Source organism: Streptomyces sp. NPDC104313 (assembly GCF_055583985.1).
The window spans coordinates 110,929-125,668 of the sequence record NZ_JBVJMW010000017.1; the positions used below are offsets into that span (position 1 = coordinate 110,929).

Annotated in this window: 15 protein-coding genes and 1 tRNA gene; 8 read left to right on the forward strand and 8 right to left on the reverse strand. The window is 71.6% G+C overall.

Annotated features, from left to right (window positions below; genetic code table 11):
• Positions 1-69 precede the first annotated feature (69 nt).
• Complete coding sequence (locus tag ACZ60Q_RS30795; RefSeq protein ID WP_469640842.1) at positions 70-1,362, forward strand: glucarate dehydratase family protein; 1,293 nt, start codon at positions 70-72, stop codon at positions 1,360-1,362.
• 67 nt (positions 1,363-1,429) lie between these two features.
• A complete protein-coding gene (locus ACZ60Q_RS30800) occupies positions 1,430-2,365 on the forward strand; it encodes an NADP-dependent oxidoreductase (protein ID WP_469640843.1) in 936 nt (311 codons plus the stop codon).
• A gap of 68 nt (positions 2,366-2,433) precedes the next feature.
• On the opposite strand, the gene ACZ60Q_RS30805 is transcribed toward ACZ60Q_RS30800, so the two are convergent.
• The 3 genes from ACZ60Q_RS30805 to ACZ60Q_RS30815 all read right to left on the reverse strand — a co-directional run bounded on the left by ACZ60Q_RS30805 (position 2,434) and on the right by ACZ60Q_RS30815 (position 3,768).
• Positions 2,434-2,748, reverse strand: a complete 315-nt coding sequence (locus ACZ60Q_RS30805) for a DUF202 domain-containing protein (RefSeq protein ID WP_469640844.1) — start codon at positions 2,746-2,748, stop codon at positions 2,434-2,436.
• Positions 2,745-3,140 (reverse strand): YidH family protein, encoded by a 396-nt coding sequence (locus tag ACZ60Q_RS30810; protein WP_469640845.1) that lies wholly within the window; start codon positions 3,138-3,140, stop codon positions 2,745-2,747. The genes ACZ60Q_RS30805 and ACZ60Q_RS30810 overlap by 4 nt, the downstream gene beginning before the upstream one ends.
• A gap of 118 nt (positions 3,141-3,258) precedes the next feature.
• Positions 3,259-3,768, reverse strand: a complete 510-nt coding sequence (locus ACZ60Q_RS30815; RefSeq protein WP_469640846.1) for an NUDIX domain-containing protein — start codon at positions 3,766-3,768, stop codon at positions 3,259-3,261.
• A 139-nt stretch (positions 3,769-3,907) separates the two neighbouring features.
• Between ACZ60Q_RS30815 and ACZ60Q_RS30820 the strand changes: the two genes are divergently transcribed.
• Positions 3,908-5,563: an FAD-binding dehydrogenase gene (locus ACZ60Q_RS30820; RefSeq protein WP_469640847.1), complete on the forward strand. Its 1,656-nt coding sequence runs from the start codon at positions 3,908-3,910 to the stop codon at positions 5,561-5,563.
• A gap of 77 nt (positions 5,564-5,640) precedes the next feature.
• Here ACZ60Q_RS30820 and ACZ60Q_RS30825 read toward each other — a convergent pair whose 3' ends face one another.
• Positions 5,641-6,066 carry an ASCH domain-containing protein gene (locus ACZ60Q_RS30825; RefSeq protein WP_469640848.1) on the reverse strand — a complete coding sequence of 142 codons (426 nt, stop codon included), beginning with the start codon at positions 6,064-6,066 and terminating at the stop codon, positions 5,641-5,643.
• A 203-nt stretch (positions 6,067-6,269) separates the two neighbouring features.
• Here ACZ60Q_RS30825 and ACZ60Q_RS30830 point away from each other — a divergent pair, with 203 nt between their 5' ends.
• Together ACZ60Q_RS30830 and ACZ60Q_RS30835 are read left to right on the forward strand one after the other, a co-directional pair.
• Entirely contained in the window at positions 6,270-7,241 is a 972-nt protein-coding gene (locus ACZ60Q_RS30830) for a hypothetical protein (RefSeq protein WP_469640849.1), read from the forward strand.
• A 45-nt stretch (positions 7,242-7,286) separates the two neighbouring features.
• A complete protein-coding gene (locus tag ACZ60Q_RS30835) occupies positions 7,287-8,858 on the forward strand; it encodes an APC family permease (RefSeq protein WP_469640850.1) in 1,572 nt (523 codons plus the stop codon).
• A gap of 76 nt (positions 8,859-8,934) precedes the next feature.
• On the opposite strand, the gene ACZ60Q_RS30840 is transcribed toward ACZ60Q_RS30835, so the two are convergent.
• Both ACZ60Q_RS30840 and ACZ60Q_RS30845 read right to left on the reverse strand, forming a co-directional pair.
• Positions 8,935-10,332 carry a GntP family permease gene (locus ACZ60Q_RS30840; RefSeq protein ID WP_469640851.1) on the reverse strand — a complete coding sequence of 466 codons (1,398 nt, stop codon included), beginning with the start codon at positions 10,330-10,332 and terminating at the stop codon, positions 8,935-8,937.
• An 11-nt stretch (positions 10,333-10,343) separates the two neighbouring features.
• On the reverse strand, positions 10,344-10,871 hold the full coding sequence (locus ACZ60Q_RS30845) for a gluconokinase (RefSeq protein ID WP_469640852.1): 528 nt from the start codon (positions 10,869-10,871) through the stop codon (positions 10,344-10,346).
• Between the two features lie 131 nt (positions 10,872-11,002).
• Between ACZ60Q_RS30845 and ACZ60Q_RS30850 the strand changes: the two genes are divergently transcribed.
• The 3 genes from ACZ60Q_RS30850 (at position 11,003) to ACZ60Q_RS30860 (ending at position 13,515) form a co-directional block, all read left to right on the forward strand.
• A complete protein-coding gene (locus ACZ60Q_RS30850) occupies positions 11,003-11,704 on the forward strand; it encodes a FadR/GntR family transcriptional regulator (RefSeq protein WP_228924992.1) in 702 nt (233 codons plus the stop codon).
• Between the two features lie 96 nt (positions 11,705-11,800).
• The gene (locus ACZ60Q_RS30855) at positions 11,801-12,886 is read left to right on the forward strand and encodes an S-(hydroxymethyl)mycothiol dehydrogenase (RefSeq protein WP_469640853.1); all 1,086 of its coding nucleotides are present in this window, start codon (positions 11,801-11,803) and stop codon (positions 12,884-12,886) included.
• Positions 12,886-13,515 carry an MBL fold metallo-hydrolase gene (locus tag ACZ60Q_RS30860; RefSeq protein ID WP_469640854.1) on the forward strand — a complete coding sequence of 210 codons (630 nt, stop codon included), beginning with the start codon at positions 12,886-12,888 and terminating at the stop codon, positions 13,513-13,515. The genes ACZ60Q_RS30855 and ACZ60Q_RS30860 overlap by 1 nt, the downstream gene beginning before the upstream one ends.
• Positions 13,516-13,527: 12 nt before the next feature.
• Here the strand turns inward: ACZ60Q_RS30860 and ACZ60Q_RS30865 are convergent, their stop codons facing one another.
• The gene (locus ACZ60Q_RS30865; RefSeq protein ID WP_469640855.1) at positions 13,528-14,466 is read right to left on the reverse strand and encodes an RluA family pseudouridine synthase; all 939 of its coding nucleotides are present in this window, start codon (positions 14,464-14,466) and stop codon (positions 13,528-13,530) included.
• A 62-nt stretch (positions 14,467-14,528) separates the two neighbouring features.
• Positions 14,529-14,616, reverse strand: a tRNA-Leu gene (locus ACZ60Q_RS30870).
• Positions 14,617-14,740: the final 124 nt, after the last annotated feature.

Genomic DNA, 14,740 nt, shown 5'->3' on the forward strand with positions numbered 1-14,740 from the left:
CCGGGGTCCGGCGGCACGGAAGGCGGTCCGGCCCTGGCGGTGAAACGCATCTCTGAATAGAGTTCATGTATGAATACAGATGATCTGGTGATCGAAGACGTCAGGCTCACCCCGATCCTCGTGTCCGATCCACCCCTGCTGAACACGCAGGGCGTCCACCAGCCGTACACCCCGCGCCTGATCGTGGAGGTGGTCACCCGGGGAGGAACGACCGGTGTGGGGGAGACCTACGGTGACGGCGCCTACCTGGAGCCCGCGCGCCGCCTCGCCGAGGCGCTCCCGGGCCGGGCGGTCACCGATCTGAACGGGCTGTTCGCCCTGGCCGAGAAGGTGTGCGGCGACTCGCGCGCCGCCGACGACCGGGTCGACGCCGGGGGACTGCGCGGAGTCAGGAACGCCGGGAAGATCCGGCTCTCGGTCGTCTCCGCCTTCGAGGTCGCCTGCCTGGACGCCCTCGGCAAGGCCCAGGGCCTGCCCGTGCACGCCCTGCTCGGCGGCAAGGTCCGTGACACCGTCGAGTACAGCGCCTACCTCTTCTACCGGTGGGCCGCCCACCCCGGCCCCGGCGAGAGGGACGACTGGGGCGCGGCGCTCGACCCGGCCGGCGTCGTCGCCCAGGCCCGGCGCTTCGCCGACACCTACGGCTTCGGCTCCTTCAAGCTCAAGGGCGGCGTCTTCGAGCCCGACCGGGAGATCGCCGCGATCCGCGCCCTGGCCGAGGCGTTCCCGGGCCGCCCGCTGCGCCTGGACCCGAACGGCGCCTGGTCCGTCCCCACCTCGCTGTACGTCGCCGAGCAGCTGAAGGGCGTCCTCGAATACCTGGAGGACCCCACCAGCGGCACGGACGGCATGGCCGCCGTCTCGGCCGGAACCGACGTCCCGCTCGCCACCAACATGTGCGTCACCACCCTCGCCGAGGTGCCCGAGGCCTTCGCCCGCGACGCCGTCCAGATCGTCCTGAGCGACCACCACTACTGGGGCGGACTGCACCGCACCCGGGAACTGGCGGGCATCTGCCGCACGTTCGGCGTCGGACTCTCCATGCACTCCAACACCCACCTCGGCATCAGCCTCGCCGCGATGACCCACGTCGCCGCCACGGTGGCGGACCTCGCGTACGCCTGCGACAGCCACTACCCCTGGCAGACCGAGGACGTCATCACCGAGCGCCACACCTTCACCGGGGGCCGGCTGGCCGTCTCCGACGCCCCCGGACTCGGCGTCGAGCTGGACCGCGAGCGCCTGTCCGCCCTGCACCGGCGCTGGCTGGAGGACGACGGGACCTACCGCGAGCGCGACGACGCGGCGGCGATGCGCCAAGCCGAACACGACTGGACGACGCCGGCGGTCCCGCGCTGGTGAGCGGGGGCGGGCCCACGGCCGTACCCCCTGAGTTGCGGCGGCCCCGGCCTGCACGGAGGGTCGAGGGATGAAGGCGATCAGCTACAGCGCGTACGGCTCCGCCGACGTCATGGAGTACGGCGAGCGGCCCGACCCCAAGGTCGGCCCCGACACGGTCCTGGTGAAGGTGCGGGCCGCCGCCGTCAACCCGGTCGACTGGAAGGCCCGCGAGGGCTATCTCCAGGGGGCCCTGGAAGCCGTCTTCCCGGTGATCCCCGGCTGGGACGTCTCCGGGGTCGTCGTGCAACCGGGCGTCGCCGTCGACGAGTTCGCGGTGGGCGACGAGGTCATCGGCTACGTACGCGAGGACTTCCTCTCCCGGGGCACGTTCGCCGAGTACGTCGCCGCCCCCGTGCGCACCCTCGCCCGCAAGCCCCTGAGTCTGAGCTTCGAGGAGTCCGCGGGCCTGCCGCTGGCCGGGCTGACCGCCTACCAGGTGCTGCACCGCACCCTGAGGATCCGCGACGGCGACACCGTCCTGGTCCACGCGGCGGCCGGCGGCGTCGGATCGCTGGCCGTCCAGATCGCCCGGCACACCGGCTGCCGGGTGATCGGTACCGCGAGCCCCCACAACCACGAGCACCTCCGCAGCCTCGGCGCGGAGCCCGTGGAGTACGGCGAGGGACTCGTCGACCGGCTGCGCGAACTGGTCCCGGACGGCTTCGACGCCTCCTTCGACACGGTGGGCGGCGACGCGTTGCGCGCCTGTGCCGACACCCTCGCCCCGGGCGGCCGACTCGCCTCCATCGCGGACAGCGAGGTCTTCTCCTACGGCGGCCGCTACGCCTTCGTACGCCCCGACGCGAACGACCTGGCCCAGGTCGCGGAGCTGGCCGAACAGGGCATCGTCACCGTCCATGTGGACCGGGTGTTCCCGCTGGAGCAGGCCGCCGACGCGTACCGGCTCAACCAGGAGGGGCGGACCCGTGGCAAGATCGTGGTGACGGTGGACTGGGACGGCTGAGGGTCCCCGCCGGAGCGGGCGCGCTCAGAACAGCGCCGCCGCCCGTGTCCGGGTCGGGCCGGTCCGGCTCAGAACAGCATCGCCGCCGCGAACACCGCCAGTGCCACCGTGCACAGGGTCGCCGCCACTGCTCCACGCGGGGGGAGCGGCTCCGGCCGCGCCACCTCCATCCGCGTCATCCGGCGGTGGGCCACCACCAGGAAGCCCAGCCAGGCCGCCGCGCTCAGTGCCACCGCGATCAGCCCGGCCGGGGTCACCCCGCCGTGCAGCGCCTGCCGCACCGCGAGCAGTGCGACGACCGTCGCGGACAGGGTCGTGCGCCGCCAGGCCAGCCGCGTCCGCTCGGGCTGGAGCCCGGGATCCCGGTCCACCGTCGCCGTCACACGCCCTCCCAGCGGAAGAGGACCACCACCACCATCGCCACGGCGACGACGGCGACCACCAGGCTCAGCAGGGTCGGGAACCGGGACACCGGCAGGTCCTCGCCCCGCCGCATCGCCCGCTCGCACCGCACCCAGTGGTTGACCGCCCGCAACGCGCAGAGCACCCCGGCGGCGAGCAGCCCGAGCGCGAGCCCGGCCCGCACGCCCCACACCAGCTCCGGCAGGAACTGGTCGACGGCGAAGCCCCCGCCGATCAGGGCCAGTGCCGTCCGGATCCAGGCGAGGAACGTCCGCTCGTTGGCCAGCGAGAACCGGTAGTCGGGGGTGTCCCCCTCTTCCCGGATCCGCTGCGGCGCGAACCACATCCGTACGCTCTGCACGATCTTGTTCACACCGGGAACCCTAGAGGCTGCTCGACGATCGGGCCCGGTCAGCCCCGGTCAGCCCCGGTCAGCCCCGGTCAGCCCCGGTCAGCCCCGCTCGGATCCGGTCGGGGGCGGTCGCGCCCGGTCAGGCCGCCCGGAACTCCCGCAGCCGCCGGTACGCCTCCAGCCCGTCGGGCACCCAGGCCCACTCACCGAGCCGCCGCTCCAGCTCCGCGTCGTCCAGAAAGGTGTGCCAGGCGACCTCCGCCGCCTGCGGGGCCACCGGCAGCTCGCACCGCACCTGATAGACGGCGGACCACCAGGTGTGCTCGCCGTCGGCATAGAGGAACCGGAACAGCGGCTCGGGCTTCGGCAGCCCCGAGACCCCCAGCTCCTCCTCCGCCTCGCGCAGCGCCGCCTCGTCGTAGGACTCGCCCGCGCCCACGACGCCGCCGACGAACATGTCGTAGGAGGAGGGGAAGACCAGCTTGGTGGCCGTACGCCGGTGGACGAACAGCCGCCCCCGGCCATCGCGCGCCTCGATGAAGACACAGCGGTGGCGCAGGCCCCGCGCGGTCGCCTCGCCGCGCGGGGCCTGCCCGATGACCTCGTCTCTCTCGTCGACGATGTCCAGAATCTCGTCAGAGGGCGTCATACGTCTCATCCAACAGCACCCGGACGGTTGACGTGGCCCCGGCGGTTATCCAAGATCTGACGCACGGGTAACGTGAACGTTCCTTCCGCCGCCGAGCCACCCCGACAGAGCCCCTGAGCCACCCGACAGGATGGGACCCATGGCGTACGACGCTGATGTGATCGTGATCGGGGCAGGACTCGCCGGGCTCGTGGCCACCGCCGAACTGGTCGACGCCGGCCGTTCTGTGATCCTCCTCGACCAGGAGCCCGAGCAGTCCATCGGTGGCCAGGCGCACTGGTCCTTCGGCGGCCTCTTCCTCGTCGACTCGCCCGAACAGCGCCGGCTCCGGATCAAGGACAGCCGGGAGCTGGCCCTCCAGGACTGGTACGGCACGGCGGGCTTCGACCGCGAGGAGGAGGATCGCTGGCCGCGGAAGTGGGCCGAGGCGTACGTCGATTTCGCCGCCGGTGAGAAGCGCTCCTGGCTGCACCAGCAGGGGCTGCGCATCTTCCCGGTCGTCGGCTGGGCGGAGCGCGGCGGCTACGACGCGATGGGTCACGGCAACTCCGTCCCCCGCTTCCACATCACCTGGGGCACCGGTCCCGGCGTCGTCGCCCCCTTCGAACGGCGGGTCCGCGAGGGCGTCGCCAAGGGGCTCGTCCAGCTGAGGTTCCGCCACCGGGTCACCGGCCTCGCCCGCACCGCCGGGGCGCTCGACACGGTAACCGGCGAGATCCTGGAGCCCAGCGCCGCCGAGCGGGGCACCGCGAGCGGCCGGGAGGCCGTGGACGCCTTCGAACTGAAGGCCCAGGCGGTGATCGTCACCTCCGGCGGCATCGGCGGCAACCACGACCTGGTCCGCTCCCAGTGGCCCGAGCGCCTCGGCACCCCGCCCGAGAAGATGCTGTCCGGGGTGCCCGCGCACGTCGACGGCCTGATGCTCGGTATCGCCGAGAAGGCGGGCGCGCACCACATCAACCGCGACCGGATGTGGCACTACACCGAGGGCATCGAGAACTGGAACCCGATCTGGGCCAAGCACGGCATCCGGATCCTGCCAGGCCCCTCGTCCCTCTGGCTGGACGCGCGCGGCAAGCGGCTGCCGGTCCCGCTCTTCCCGGGGTTCGACACGCTCGGCACCCTCGAACACATCATGGGCTCCGGCCACGGCTACACCTGGTTCGTGCTCAACCAGCGGATCATCGGCAAGGAGTTCGCGCTCTCCGGCTCCGAGCAGAACCCGGACCTGACCGGCAAGTCGGTCCGCGACGTGATCGGCCGGGCCCGCGCGGACGTGCCCGCACCGGTCAAGGCGTTCATGGACCACGGCGTGGACTTCGTCGTCGAGAAGGACCTCGGCGCGCTGGTCCGGGGCATGAACGCGGTCACCGGCGAGGACCTCATCGACGAGGAGGGCCTGCGCCGCGAGATCACCGCCCGCGACCGGGAGATCGCCAACCCGTTCACCAAGGACCTCCAGGTCACCGCGGTCCACGGAGCCCGCGCCTATCTGGGCGACCGCCTCATCCGTACCGCGAAGCCGCACCGGATCCTGGACCCTGCGGCGGGCCCGCTGATCGCCGTCCGCCTCAACATCCTCACCCGCAAGTCCCTGGGCGGCCTGGAGACGGACCTGTCCTCCCGCGTCCTGACCGCCGGGGGTGCCCCCCTCCCCGGCCTGTACGCGGCGGGCGAGGCCGCGGGCTTCGGCGGCGGCGGAGTCCACGGCTACCGCTCCCTGGAGGGCACGTTCCTGGGCGGCTGCATCTTCTCCGGCAGGGCGGCGGGCAGGGCGGCGGCAACCGCCCTGTAGACCTTCTGGACCGGGCCCGCGCATCGCCATCCCCTCCGGCGACGGGCGCAGCGGGGTCCGGGGCGGAGCACCGACGGTCACCCCAGCCGCTCGACCACCCGGAACCGCTCCGCCACGATCAACGTCCCGTCGTCCACCGTGAACGACGGATCCCCCAACGCCTCCCGCATCTCCTCGCTGTGCCAGAACCGCTCGTGCGCCGCCCGCCACTCGGCCACCGACCGAAATCCCTCGCCCTCGTCGAGCGCATGCTGGAGATCCACCTCCCCGAGCGGCAGCACCCGTACGCCGGTCAGCTCCAGCACCGCCACCTCCCGCCCTTGCGAGTCGATCAGCGCGGACCGCATCCCCACGGGGGGAAGCTCTTCCCGCTCCCGTTCGTACTCGGCCAACAGCCCGGAGGTGGAAACCTTTTCGCCGGAGAGGACCGCCGCCACCAGCTGGTCGCGCAAGGGTCCGGGAAAGGCGAGGAGGAAGGGGCTGAGGGGTTCGCGAGGTTCCATGTCCTCAGTGTGTCAGGCGCCACTTCGCGCCCACCGACCCCGCCGCACGCTGCGCGAACACCCCACCCGACGAGGTGAATTCCAGCCAAGTAGTCGAAAAATGAACGGAGTTGACACAAAGCGCCCCTTGACGTGGAGCACGGCCTGCCGGTTTGCTGTGCGCGATCATCCGCTCGCACACCGCATCGAAAGAAGCCTGCGGAATGCCCCCGCCTCCGCCGCCCCTGGGCCGCTCCCGCCGCCGGGGCGGCCGCTCGGACCACGTCTTCGACCCGGCCCTCGACGACGATGAACTCATCGCCGCCCGCGGCCGGTTCGTTCAGGGCAGATGGTCCGAGGCCCGTACCCTGCTGGTGGCCACCGGGCGGGACTGGGACCGCCGCGGGCATCGTGTTCTGGCCTTGGCCGAGACCCCGTCCGCCGTGGACTGGGCCGGTGACTGGCTGCTCGTCGAACCCGAGAGCGCCGATGCCGCCACCCTTCTCGGCTGCGCCCGCGTCGCCCGCGCACTGCGGCCCAAGGCCAAGGCGAACGACGCCGCCCGCGCCCGGGAGGCCTGCCTGGCAGCCGCCCGCCTCATCCCCGACGACCCCACCCCCTGGCTCGCGCTCCTCCTCCTGGACCGGGGCCGCGACGACGGGGCGGACGAGACCGGCCGGCTCTTCGAGGAGGTGCGCTCCCGCCATCCCGACCACCATCACGCCCACCATGTGATGACCGCTCTACTGGCCGAGAGCAACCCCGCCAGCGGCCACGACCCCCTCCACGAGGTGTACGACTTCGCCGCCTGGGCCGCCGAACTGGCCCCCGCCGACTCCCCGTTGGCCGTTCTCCCGGTCATCGCCCACGCCGAGCGCTACCGCGTCCTGGTCGCCGCGGGCATCGAGTCCGAGGACCCGGCGGACTCCGGGCACTGGTCCGGACGCCGGGCCCGCCAAGTGATGAAGGCCGCCTTCGACTGGTGGCTGGAATGGGAGCGCGAGGACCACCCGCGCCACCGCCTCGACCTCAACTTCCTGGCACACGCCAAGGTCTGCGAGGGGCGGCCCGCCGAGGCCGCCGCCCTCTTCCACCGCATCGGCCCGTACGCCACCGCCGCGCCCTGGTCGTACGCGGGCCGGGAGCCGCACGACGCGTTCGTCGCCGCGCGCGCCCACGCGCTCGGCACCCCGTGAAGCACGAAAGGCATCACCCACCACGAAGAAGGGACCCATCCCGCCATGTCGAGGGGCAGTTCGTTTTCCAGCGAGACCGGCACCACGAGGGGGGCCGCCGATACCGGGGGGATCAACACCTACAAGGGTGAGGAACGCGCCCTGCGCGCCGACCGGCTCGGTACCCCCGGCCTTCTGCTGTCGGTCGTCGCGGCCAGCGCCCCCCTGATGGTGGTCGCCGGAGTGATGCCCACGGTCTTCGGTGTGACGGGCATCGTCGGCCAGCCGCTGCTCTACATCATCCTGGGCGTCGTCCTGATGCTGTTCAGCGTCGGCTACGCGGAGATGAGCCGGCACGTCCACAACGCTGGCGCGTTCTACGCGTACATCGCCCGCGGGCTCGGCCCGACAGCCGGCGCCGGAGCCTCGCTCGTGGCGCTGGTGGCGTACAGCGCGATGCAGGTCGGCATCTACGGGATCCTCGGCTTCGAGGTCTCCGGCATCTTCGCCACGTATCTCGACATCGAGCTGGCGTGGTGGATTCCTGCCCTGGTCGCGGCGGCCGTCGTCGGCGTCCTCGGCTGGCTGAAGATCGACCTCAACGCCAAGGTGCTCGGCGTCCTGCTGGTCATCGAGTGCGCCCTCGTCGTGATCTTCGACATCGCCGCCGTCAGCGAACCCGGCCCGGAGGGCCTGTCGCTGCACGCCTTCAACCCCGACACCCTCACCGGCGTCGGGCTCGGCACCGCGCTCTGCTTCTGCATCGCCGCGTTCGTCGGCTTCGAGCAGGCCCCGGTGTACGCGGAGGAGACCAGCCGCCCGCAGATCGTGGTGTCCCGGGTGATGTTCCTCGCGGTGGGATACGCCGCGCTGTTCCTGGCGATCAGCTCCTGGGCCCTCACCGTCGCCGCCGGACCCGGCTTCATCGTCGACACCTCCGTCAAGGAGGGTCCCGGCGTGCTGTTCGGCCTCACCGAGGATCGGCTCGGCTCCACCTTCACCGACATCCTGCACGTCCTCTTCGTCACCGGGATGTTCGCCGCGCTCCTCAGCTTCCACAACGTCGTCGCCCGTTACGCGTTCGCGATGGGCCGCGAGGGCCTGCTGCCCGCCCGCTTCGGCCGCACCAACCGGGCGAGCGGCGCCCCCGGCACCGGCTCGCTGCTCCAGACCGTCGTCTCCGTCGTGATCGTGCTGACCTTCGCCCTCACCGACGACAAACCGGTCGGCGACCCCACCGCCCCCGTCCTGCGGCTGTTCACCTGGATGGGCAACGTCGGGGCGCTCGGCGTCATCCTGCTGATGGCCGCTGCCTCCTTCGCCGTCATCGCCTTCTTCGTCAGGCGCGGCGCGGGCCGCGCGCAGGCCCCGCGCCTGGTCGCCTCCGGCCTCGCCGGACTCGCGCTCCTGTCGATCGCCGTCCTCACCGTCCGCGACTTCGGCGTCCTCGTCGGATCCGGCCCCGGCTCGGCCCTCAACTGGCTGCTGCCGGGCGTGATCATCCTCGCGCTCGTCGGAGGCCTCGTGTACGGGGCGGTGCTGCGCTCGGTCAAGCCCGAGGTGCACGCCCGGATCGGTCTCGGCAACGAGGCGTTCCAGCTGGAGAAGGCGGCCGAGAGCGAGTCCGCCCGCCGCTGACGACTCCCGGTCGCACAGGGAAGCGCCCGCCCCGGACACCGGAGCGGGCGCTTTCGTCCACGGAAGTGGGGTCGCGCTACAGCAACAGCGACAGCAGCAGGATGAAGGCCAGGGCCACCACGGAGATGATCGTCTCCATCACCGACCAGGTCTTCACGGTCTGGCCGACGTCCATGCCGAAGTACTCCTTCACCAGCCAGAACCCGGCGTCGTTCACATGGCTGAAGAAGAGCGAACCGGCGCCGACGGCCAGCACCAGCAGGGCCGCGTGCGAGGCCGACATGTCGGCGGCCAGCGGGGCGACCAGACCGGCGGCCGAGATGGTGGCGACGGTGGCCGAGCCGGTGGCGAGGCGGATCGCGACGGCGATCAGCCAGCCGAGCAGCAGGGCCGGGATCGACCAGTTCTCGGAGAACTCCAGAATCATCTGGCCCACCCCGGCGTCGATCAGCGTCTGCTTGAAGCCGCCGCCCGCGCCGACGATGAGCAGGATCCCGGCGATCGGGGCGAGGGACTTCTCCACGGTGCCGGCGAGCCGGTCCTTGGTGAACCCGGCGGCCCGGCCGAGCGTGAACATCCCGACGAGGACGGCCGCGAGCAGGGCGATCAGCGGCGAGCCGATGACCTCGGTGACCTTCTGGAGACTGTTCTCGGGGTTGTCGACCACGATCTCGACGAGCGCGTTCAGCAGCATCAGGACGACCGGCAGCAGGATGGTCGCCAGGGTCGCGCCGAAGCTCGGACGGCGGTCCAGGTCCTCGGAGGGGCGCTGCGGGATCATGTTCTCCGGCGGCTTGATGTCCACCCAGCGCGCGGCGTAGCGGGAGAACACCGGACCGGCGATGATCACCGTCGGGATGGCGACCAGCACGCCGAGCGCCAGCGTCACGCCGAGGTTGGCGTCCAGGGCGTCGATCGCGACCAGCGGGCCGGGGTGCGGCGGGATCAGCCCGTGCATCACGGAGAGCCCGGCCAGCGCCGGGATGCCGATCCGCATCAGGGAGTAGTTGCCGCGCTTGGCGACGAGCAGCACGACCGGGATCATCAGCACGATCCCGACCTCGAAGAACAGCGGCAGCCCGATGATCGAGGCGATCAGGACCATCGCCCAGGGCATGACCCGGCCGCTCGCCTTCGCGAGGATGGTGTCGACGACCTGGTCGGCCCCGCCCGAGTCGGCGAGCAGCTTGCCGAGTATCGCGCCGAGCGCGATCAGGACGCCCACGCCCGCGACGGTGGAGCCGAGGCCCTTGGTGAAGCTGAGAATCGTGTCGGCCGGGGCGGCTCCCGCGAAGGAGCCGAGCGCCAGCGAACCGATGGTCAGCGCCAGGAACGCGTGCATCTTGAGCTTGGTGATGAGGAGAACGATGACGGCGATGCCCGCCAGGACGGCGATGCCCAACTGAGCGTTGCCTGCCGAGGTGATCGGTTCGGCGGCTTCCGCTGCCAGCATCTCGACGCTGAGACTGGTCACGGTAATGGTCCTTAACTGTCGAGCCGGCGCAGCGCGGCGACGGCTCGCTGGGTGATTTCCTCGGGGGTGCCGGACACGTCGACGTCCACCCCGGCCTCGTCGGCCTGGAGCGACTGCAACGTCGCGAACTGGGAGTCGAGCAGCGCGGTGGGCATGAAATGGCCCTTCCGGTCGGCCATCCGCTCCTCGATCAGCGCCCGCTCGCCGGTCAGGTGCAGGAAGACGGCGTCCGGCGCCCCGTCCCGCAACCGGTCCCGGTAGACGCGCTTGAGCGCGGAGCTGGAGACGACCCCGCCGAGCCCCGCCCGTCCGCGCGCCCAGGTACCGATGGCGTCCAGCCAGGGCCATCGGTCGTTGTCGTCCAGGGGGGTGCCGGCCGACATCTTGGCGATGTTCGCCGGGGGATGGAAGTCGTCGCCCTCGGCGTACGTAACGCCGAGTTCGGCGGCGAGCAGGGGACCGATCGTGGTCTTGCCGGTTCCTGCTACGCCCATCACCACGACGACGTGGGGGGTGCTCATGGGGGGTGCGGTGTTCATGGAGGTGTCTCGCTGTCTTCTTCGACATCGGTCCGTCGCGCTACTGAAACCTATTAGGTACGACGTATTCAAGAGGTTGTGACATAAACGTCGTACTTATTGTTCCTGGGGGCGCCCCGTAGGCTTGCCCCATGACCACACAGAGCCAGGGGCTGCATACACATGTGCTGGACACCCTGGGTCTGGAGATCTCCTCCGGCCAGTGCCCGCCCGGCAGCGTCCTGCGCACCGACGAGCTCGCCCAGCGCTTCGACGTCTCCCGTACGGTCGTGCGCGAAGTGGTCCGGGTCCTGGAATCGATGCACCTGGTCGAATCCCGCCGCCGCGTCGGCGTGACGGTCCGCCCCACCGAGACCTGGAACGTCTACGACCCCCAGGTCATCCGCTGGCGCCTGGCCGGTGCCGACCGCCCCCGCCAACTGCGCTCCCTCACCGTGCTGCGCTCCGCGATCGAACCGGTCGCGGCGTCCCTCGCCGCCCGTCACGCCACCGCCGCGCAGTGCGCCGAGCTCACCGAACGCGCCCTCGGCATGGTCGCCACCTCGCGCGGCCAGCAACTGGAGGGCTACCTCGAACACGACATCGCCTTCCACCGGATCGTCCTCAACGCCTCCGGCAACGAGATGTTCGCCCGGCTCGGGGACGTCGTCGCCGAGGTCCTCGCGGGCCGCACCCACCACCAGGTGATGTTCGAGGACCCCGACCCGGCCGCCGTCACCCTGCACGTCCGCCTCGCCGAGGCGGTCCGCGAGGGCGACCCGGAGGCCGCCGAACGGATCACCAAGGAGATCGCTGTCGGCGCCCTGCACGAGCTGGACGTCCTCGCCCCGTAGCGCCTCTGCCGCAGCGCCGCGCAGGACCGCTTCCCGGGGCGTACGGTTGTCCGCGATCGATCTTCACGAAAGCTCAGCAGCAGGGAGAGCACGGTTATGGCGCAGCAGGTGCAAGGGGTCATCGCACCGGGGAAGAACGAGCCGGTCAGGGTCGAGACGATCGTGATCCCGGACCCCGGCCCCGGCGAGGCGGTCGTGAAGATCCAGGCGTGCGGTGTCTGCCACACCGACCTGCACTACAAGCAGGGCGGCATCAACGACGAGTTCCCCTTCCTCCTCGGCCACGAGGCCGCGGGAGTCGTGGAGTCGGTCGGCGAGGGCGTCACGGACGTCGCCCCCGGCGACTTCGTCGTCCTCAACTGGCGTGCCGTGTGCGGCCAGTGCCGCGCCTGCCTGCGCGGCCGCCCCTGGTACTGCTTCGACACCCACAACGCCAGACAGAAGATGACCCTGCTCGACGGCACGGAGCTGTCGCCCGCACTGGGCATCGGCGCGTTCGCCGAGAAGACGCTGGTCGCCTCCGGCCAGTGCACGAAGGTCGACCCCGAGGTCTCCCCGGCCGTCGCCGGACTCCTCGGCTGCGGCGTCATGGCGGGTATCGGCGCCGCCATCAACACCGGTCAGGTCGGCCGGGGCGACTCCGTCGCCGTCATCGGCTGCGGCGGCGTCGGCGACGCGGCGATCGCCGGGTCCCGGCTGGCCGGCGCGGCGAAGATCATCGCGGTCGACATCGACGACCGCAAGCTGGAGACGGCGAAGAAGATGGGCGCCACCCACACCGTCAACTCCCGCTCCACCGACCCGGTCGAGGCCATCCGCGCCCTCACCGACGGCAACGGCGCCGACGTCGTCATCGAGGCGGTCGGCCGCCCGGAGACCTACCAGCAGGCCTTCTACGCCCGCGACCTCGCCGGAACGGTCGTCCTCGTCGGCGTCCCCACCCCGGACATGAAGCTCGAACTGCCGCTCCTGGACGTCTTCGGCCGCGGCGGCTCGCTCAAGTCCTCCTGGTACGGCGACTGCCTGCCCTCCCGCGACTTCCCGATGCTCGTCGACCTCCACCAGCAGGGCCGACTCGACCTCGCCGCCTTCGTCACCGAGACCATCGGCCTGGGCGACATCGAGCAGGCCTTCGCCCGGATGAACGACGGCGACGTCCTCCGCTCGGTGGTGGTCTTCTGATGTCGCTCCGCATCGACCACCTGGTCACCTCCGGCACCTTCGCCCTCGACGGCGGCGAGTGGGACGTCGACAACAACGTCTGGATCGTCGGCGACGACACCGAGGCGATCGTCATCGACGCCGCCCACGACGCCGCCGCCATCGAGGCCGCGCTCGGCGGCCGGACGCTGCGCGCCATCGTCTGCACCCACGCGCACAACGACCACATCGACGCGGCCCCCGCCCTCGCGGAGGCCACCGGTGCCCCGATCCTGCTCCACCCGGACGACCTGCCGCTCTGGCAGCGGACCCACCCGGACCGCACCCCCGACGGCGCCCTGGCCGACGGACAGGAACTGACCGTCGCCGGCACCACGCTCACGGTCCTGCACACCCCGGGCCACGCCCCCGGCGCGGTCTGCCTGTACGCCCCCGGCCTCGCCACGGTCTTCACCGGCGACACGCTCTTCCAGGGCGGCCCCGGCGCCACCGGACGGTCCTTCTCGTCCTTCCCGACGATCATCGACTCGATCCGGGACCGGCTGCTCACCCTGCCCGGCGACACCGCCGTCCGTACCGGCCACGGAGCCCCCACCTCCATCGGCGCTGAGGCCCCGCAACTCGACGAATGGATCAGGCGCGGCCACTGAGCGCCGCCCGCCTCACCCCTCCGGCCAGGCGGAGAGCCGCAGCCCGCTCTCGAAGCGGCGCGGTTCCCCGCCGACCGGATCGGTGAACTCCAGCACGCGAGCCAGCAACTGCAACGGCCGCGAGAAGTCGTCCGCGGCCTCGTCCTCCTCCACCACCGGATACAGCGGATCGTGGACGATCGGCAGCCCCAGCACGTTCATATGGACCCGCAGCTGATGCGTCCGCCCGGTCGCGGGCGACAGCCGGTAACGCCCGACCCCGCCCCGGTGCTTCACCAGCTCCACGCGACTCTCACTGTTCGCCTCGCCCGGCTCCTCCCGGGCGGCGAGCACCCCGCGCTCCTTGACGATCCGGCTGCGCACGGTCCGGGGGAGGACCACCTCCGGGTCGTACGGGGCCACCGCCTCGTACTCCTTGCGCACCAGCCGGTCCCGGAACAGCGTCTGGTACGCCCCCCGGTCCTCGGGCCGCACCACGAACAGCACGAGCCCCGCCGTCAGGCGGTCCAGCCGGTGCGCGGGTTGCAGGGCGGGCAGGTCCAGCTCCCGCCGCAGCCGGGCCACCGCGGTCTCGGTGATGTGCCGGCCCCGGGGCGTGGTCGCGAGGAAGTGCGGCTTGTCGGCGACGACGAGATGCTCGTCCCGGTACACGACACCGACCGGGAAAGGCACCGGTCGCTCCGGCGCGAAGTCCCGGTGGAACCAGAGGTACCGCCCGGCGCGGTACGGCTCGTCGCCCCGCACGGCGCCCCCGTCGGCCCCCACGAACCGCCCCGCGTCGAGCATCTCCGCCACCCGGCCCGCCCCGATCGCCCCGCCGAACCGCCCGGCCAGATGCTCCCCGACGCATCCCCAGAGCCCCCCGGGATCCTCCGGCAACCGCACCCGCACCGCGTCGATCCCGTTCCGCTGGGGGAGCGGCGCGGGAGGCGGCCTCCTACGACCCCGCATCGTCGCCCCTCTCCATGATCACCCGGTGACGCAAAAGAGCCCCACCGAAGTGGGGCTCCTGCTGGTGTCCGAGGGGGGACTTGAACCCCCACGCCCGATAAAGGGCACTAGCACCTCAAGCTAGCGCGTCTGCCATTCCGCCACCCGGACAAGGTGTCTGTCTCGCGGGCCCGTGCCCGTTCCGACGTGGAAAACCATAGCAAACATTCGGGGTGCTCGATCACGCCCCGATGGCTGTGAACGGTGCGTGACGGGGGGTGCGCGGCCTTGGGCA

Excerpts from the sequence above, each read along its gene's own strand:
- ACZ60Q_RS30795 (WP_469640842.1), top strand. The coding sequence starts at position 70 with ATGAATACAGATGATCTGGTGATCGAAGACGTCAGGCTCACCCCGATC.
- ACZ60Q_RS30800 (WP_469640843.1), top strand. The coding sequence starts at position 1,430 with ATGAAGGCGATCAGCTACAGCGCGTACGGCTCCGCCGACGTCATGGAG.
- ACZ60Q_RS30815 (WP_469640846.1), bottom strand. The coding sequence starts at position 3,768 with ATGACGCCCTCTGACGAGATTCTGGACATCGTCGACGAGAGAGACGAG.
- ACZ60Q_RS30820 (WP_469640847.1), top strand. The coding sequence starts at position 3,908 with ATGGCGTACGACGCTGATGTGATCGTGATCGGGGCAGGACTCGCCGGG.
- ACZ60Q_RS30825 (WP_469640848.1), bottom strand. The coding sequence starts at position 6,066 with ATGGAACCTCGCGAACCCCTCAGCCCCTTCCTCCTCGCCTTTCCCGGA.
- ACZ60Q_RS30830 (WP_469640849.1), top strand. The coding sequence starts at position 6,270 with ATGCCCCCGCCTCCGCCGCCCCTGGGCCGCTCCCGCCGCCGGGGCGGC.
- ACZ60Q_RS30835 (WP_469640850.1), top strand. The coding sequence starts at position 7,287 with ATGTCGAGGGGCAGTTCGTTTTCCAGCGAGACCGGCACCACGAGGGGG.
- ACZ60Q_RS30845 (WP_469640852.1), bottom strand. The coding sequence starts at position 10,871 with ATGAACACCGCACCCCCCATGAGCACCCCCCACGTCGTCGTGGTGATG.
- ACZ60Q_RS30850 (WP_228924992.1), top strand. The coding sequence starts at position 11,003 with ATGACCACACAGAGCCAGGGGCTGCATACACATGTGCTGGACACCCTG.
- ACZ60Q_RS30855 (WP_469640853.1), top strand. The coding sequence starts at position 11,801 with ATGGCGCAGCAGGTGCAAGGGGTCATCGCACCGGGGAAGAACGAGCCG.
- ACZ60Q_RS30860 (WP_469640854.1), top strand. The coding sequence starts at position 12,886 with ATGTCGCTCCGCATCGACCACCTGGTCACCTCCGGCACCTTCGCCCTC.
- ACZ60Q_RS30865 (WP_469640855.1), bottom strand. The coding sequence starts at position 14,466 with ATGCGGGGTCGTAGGAGGCCGCCTCCCGCGCCGCTCCCCCAGCGGAAC.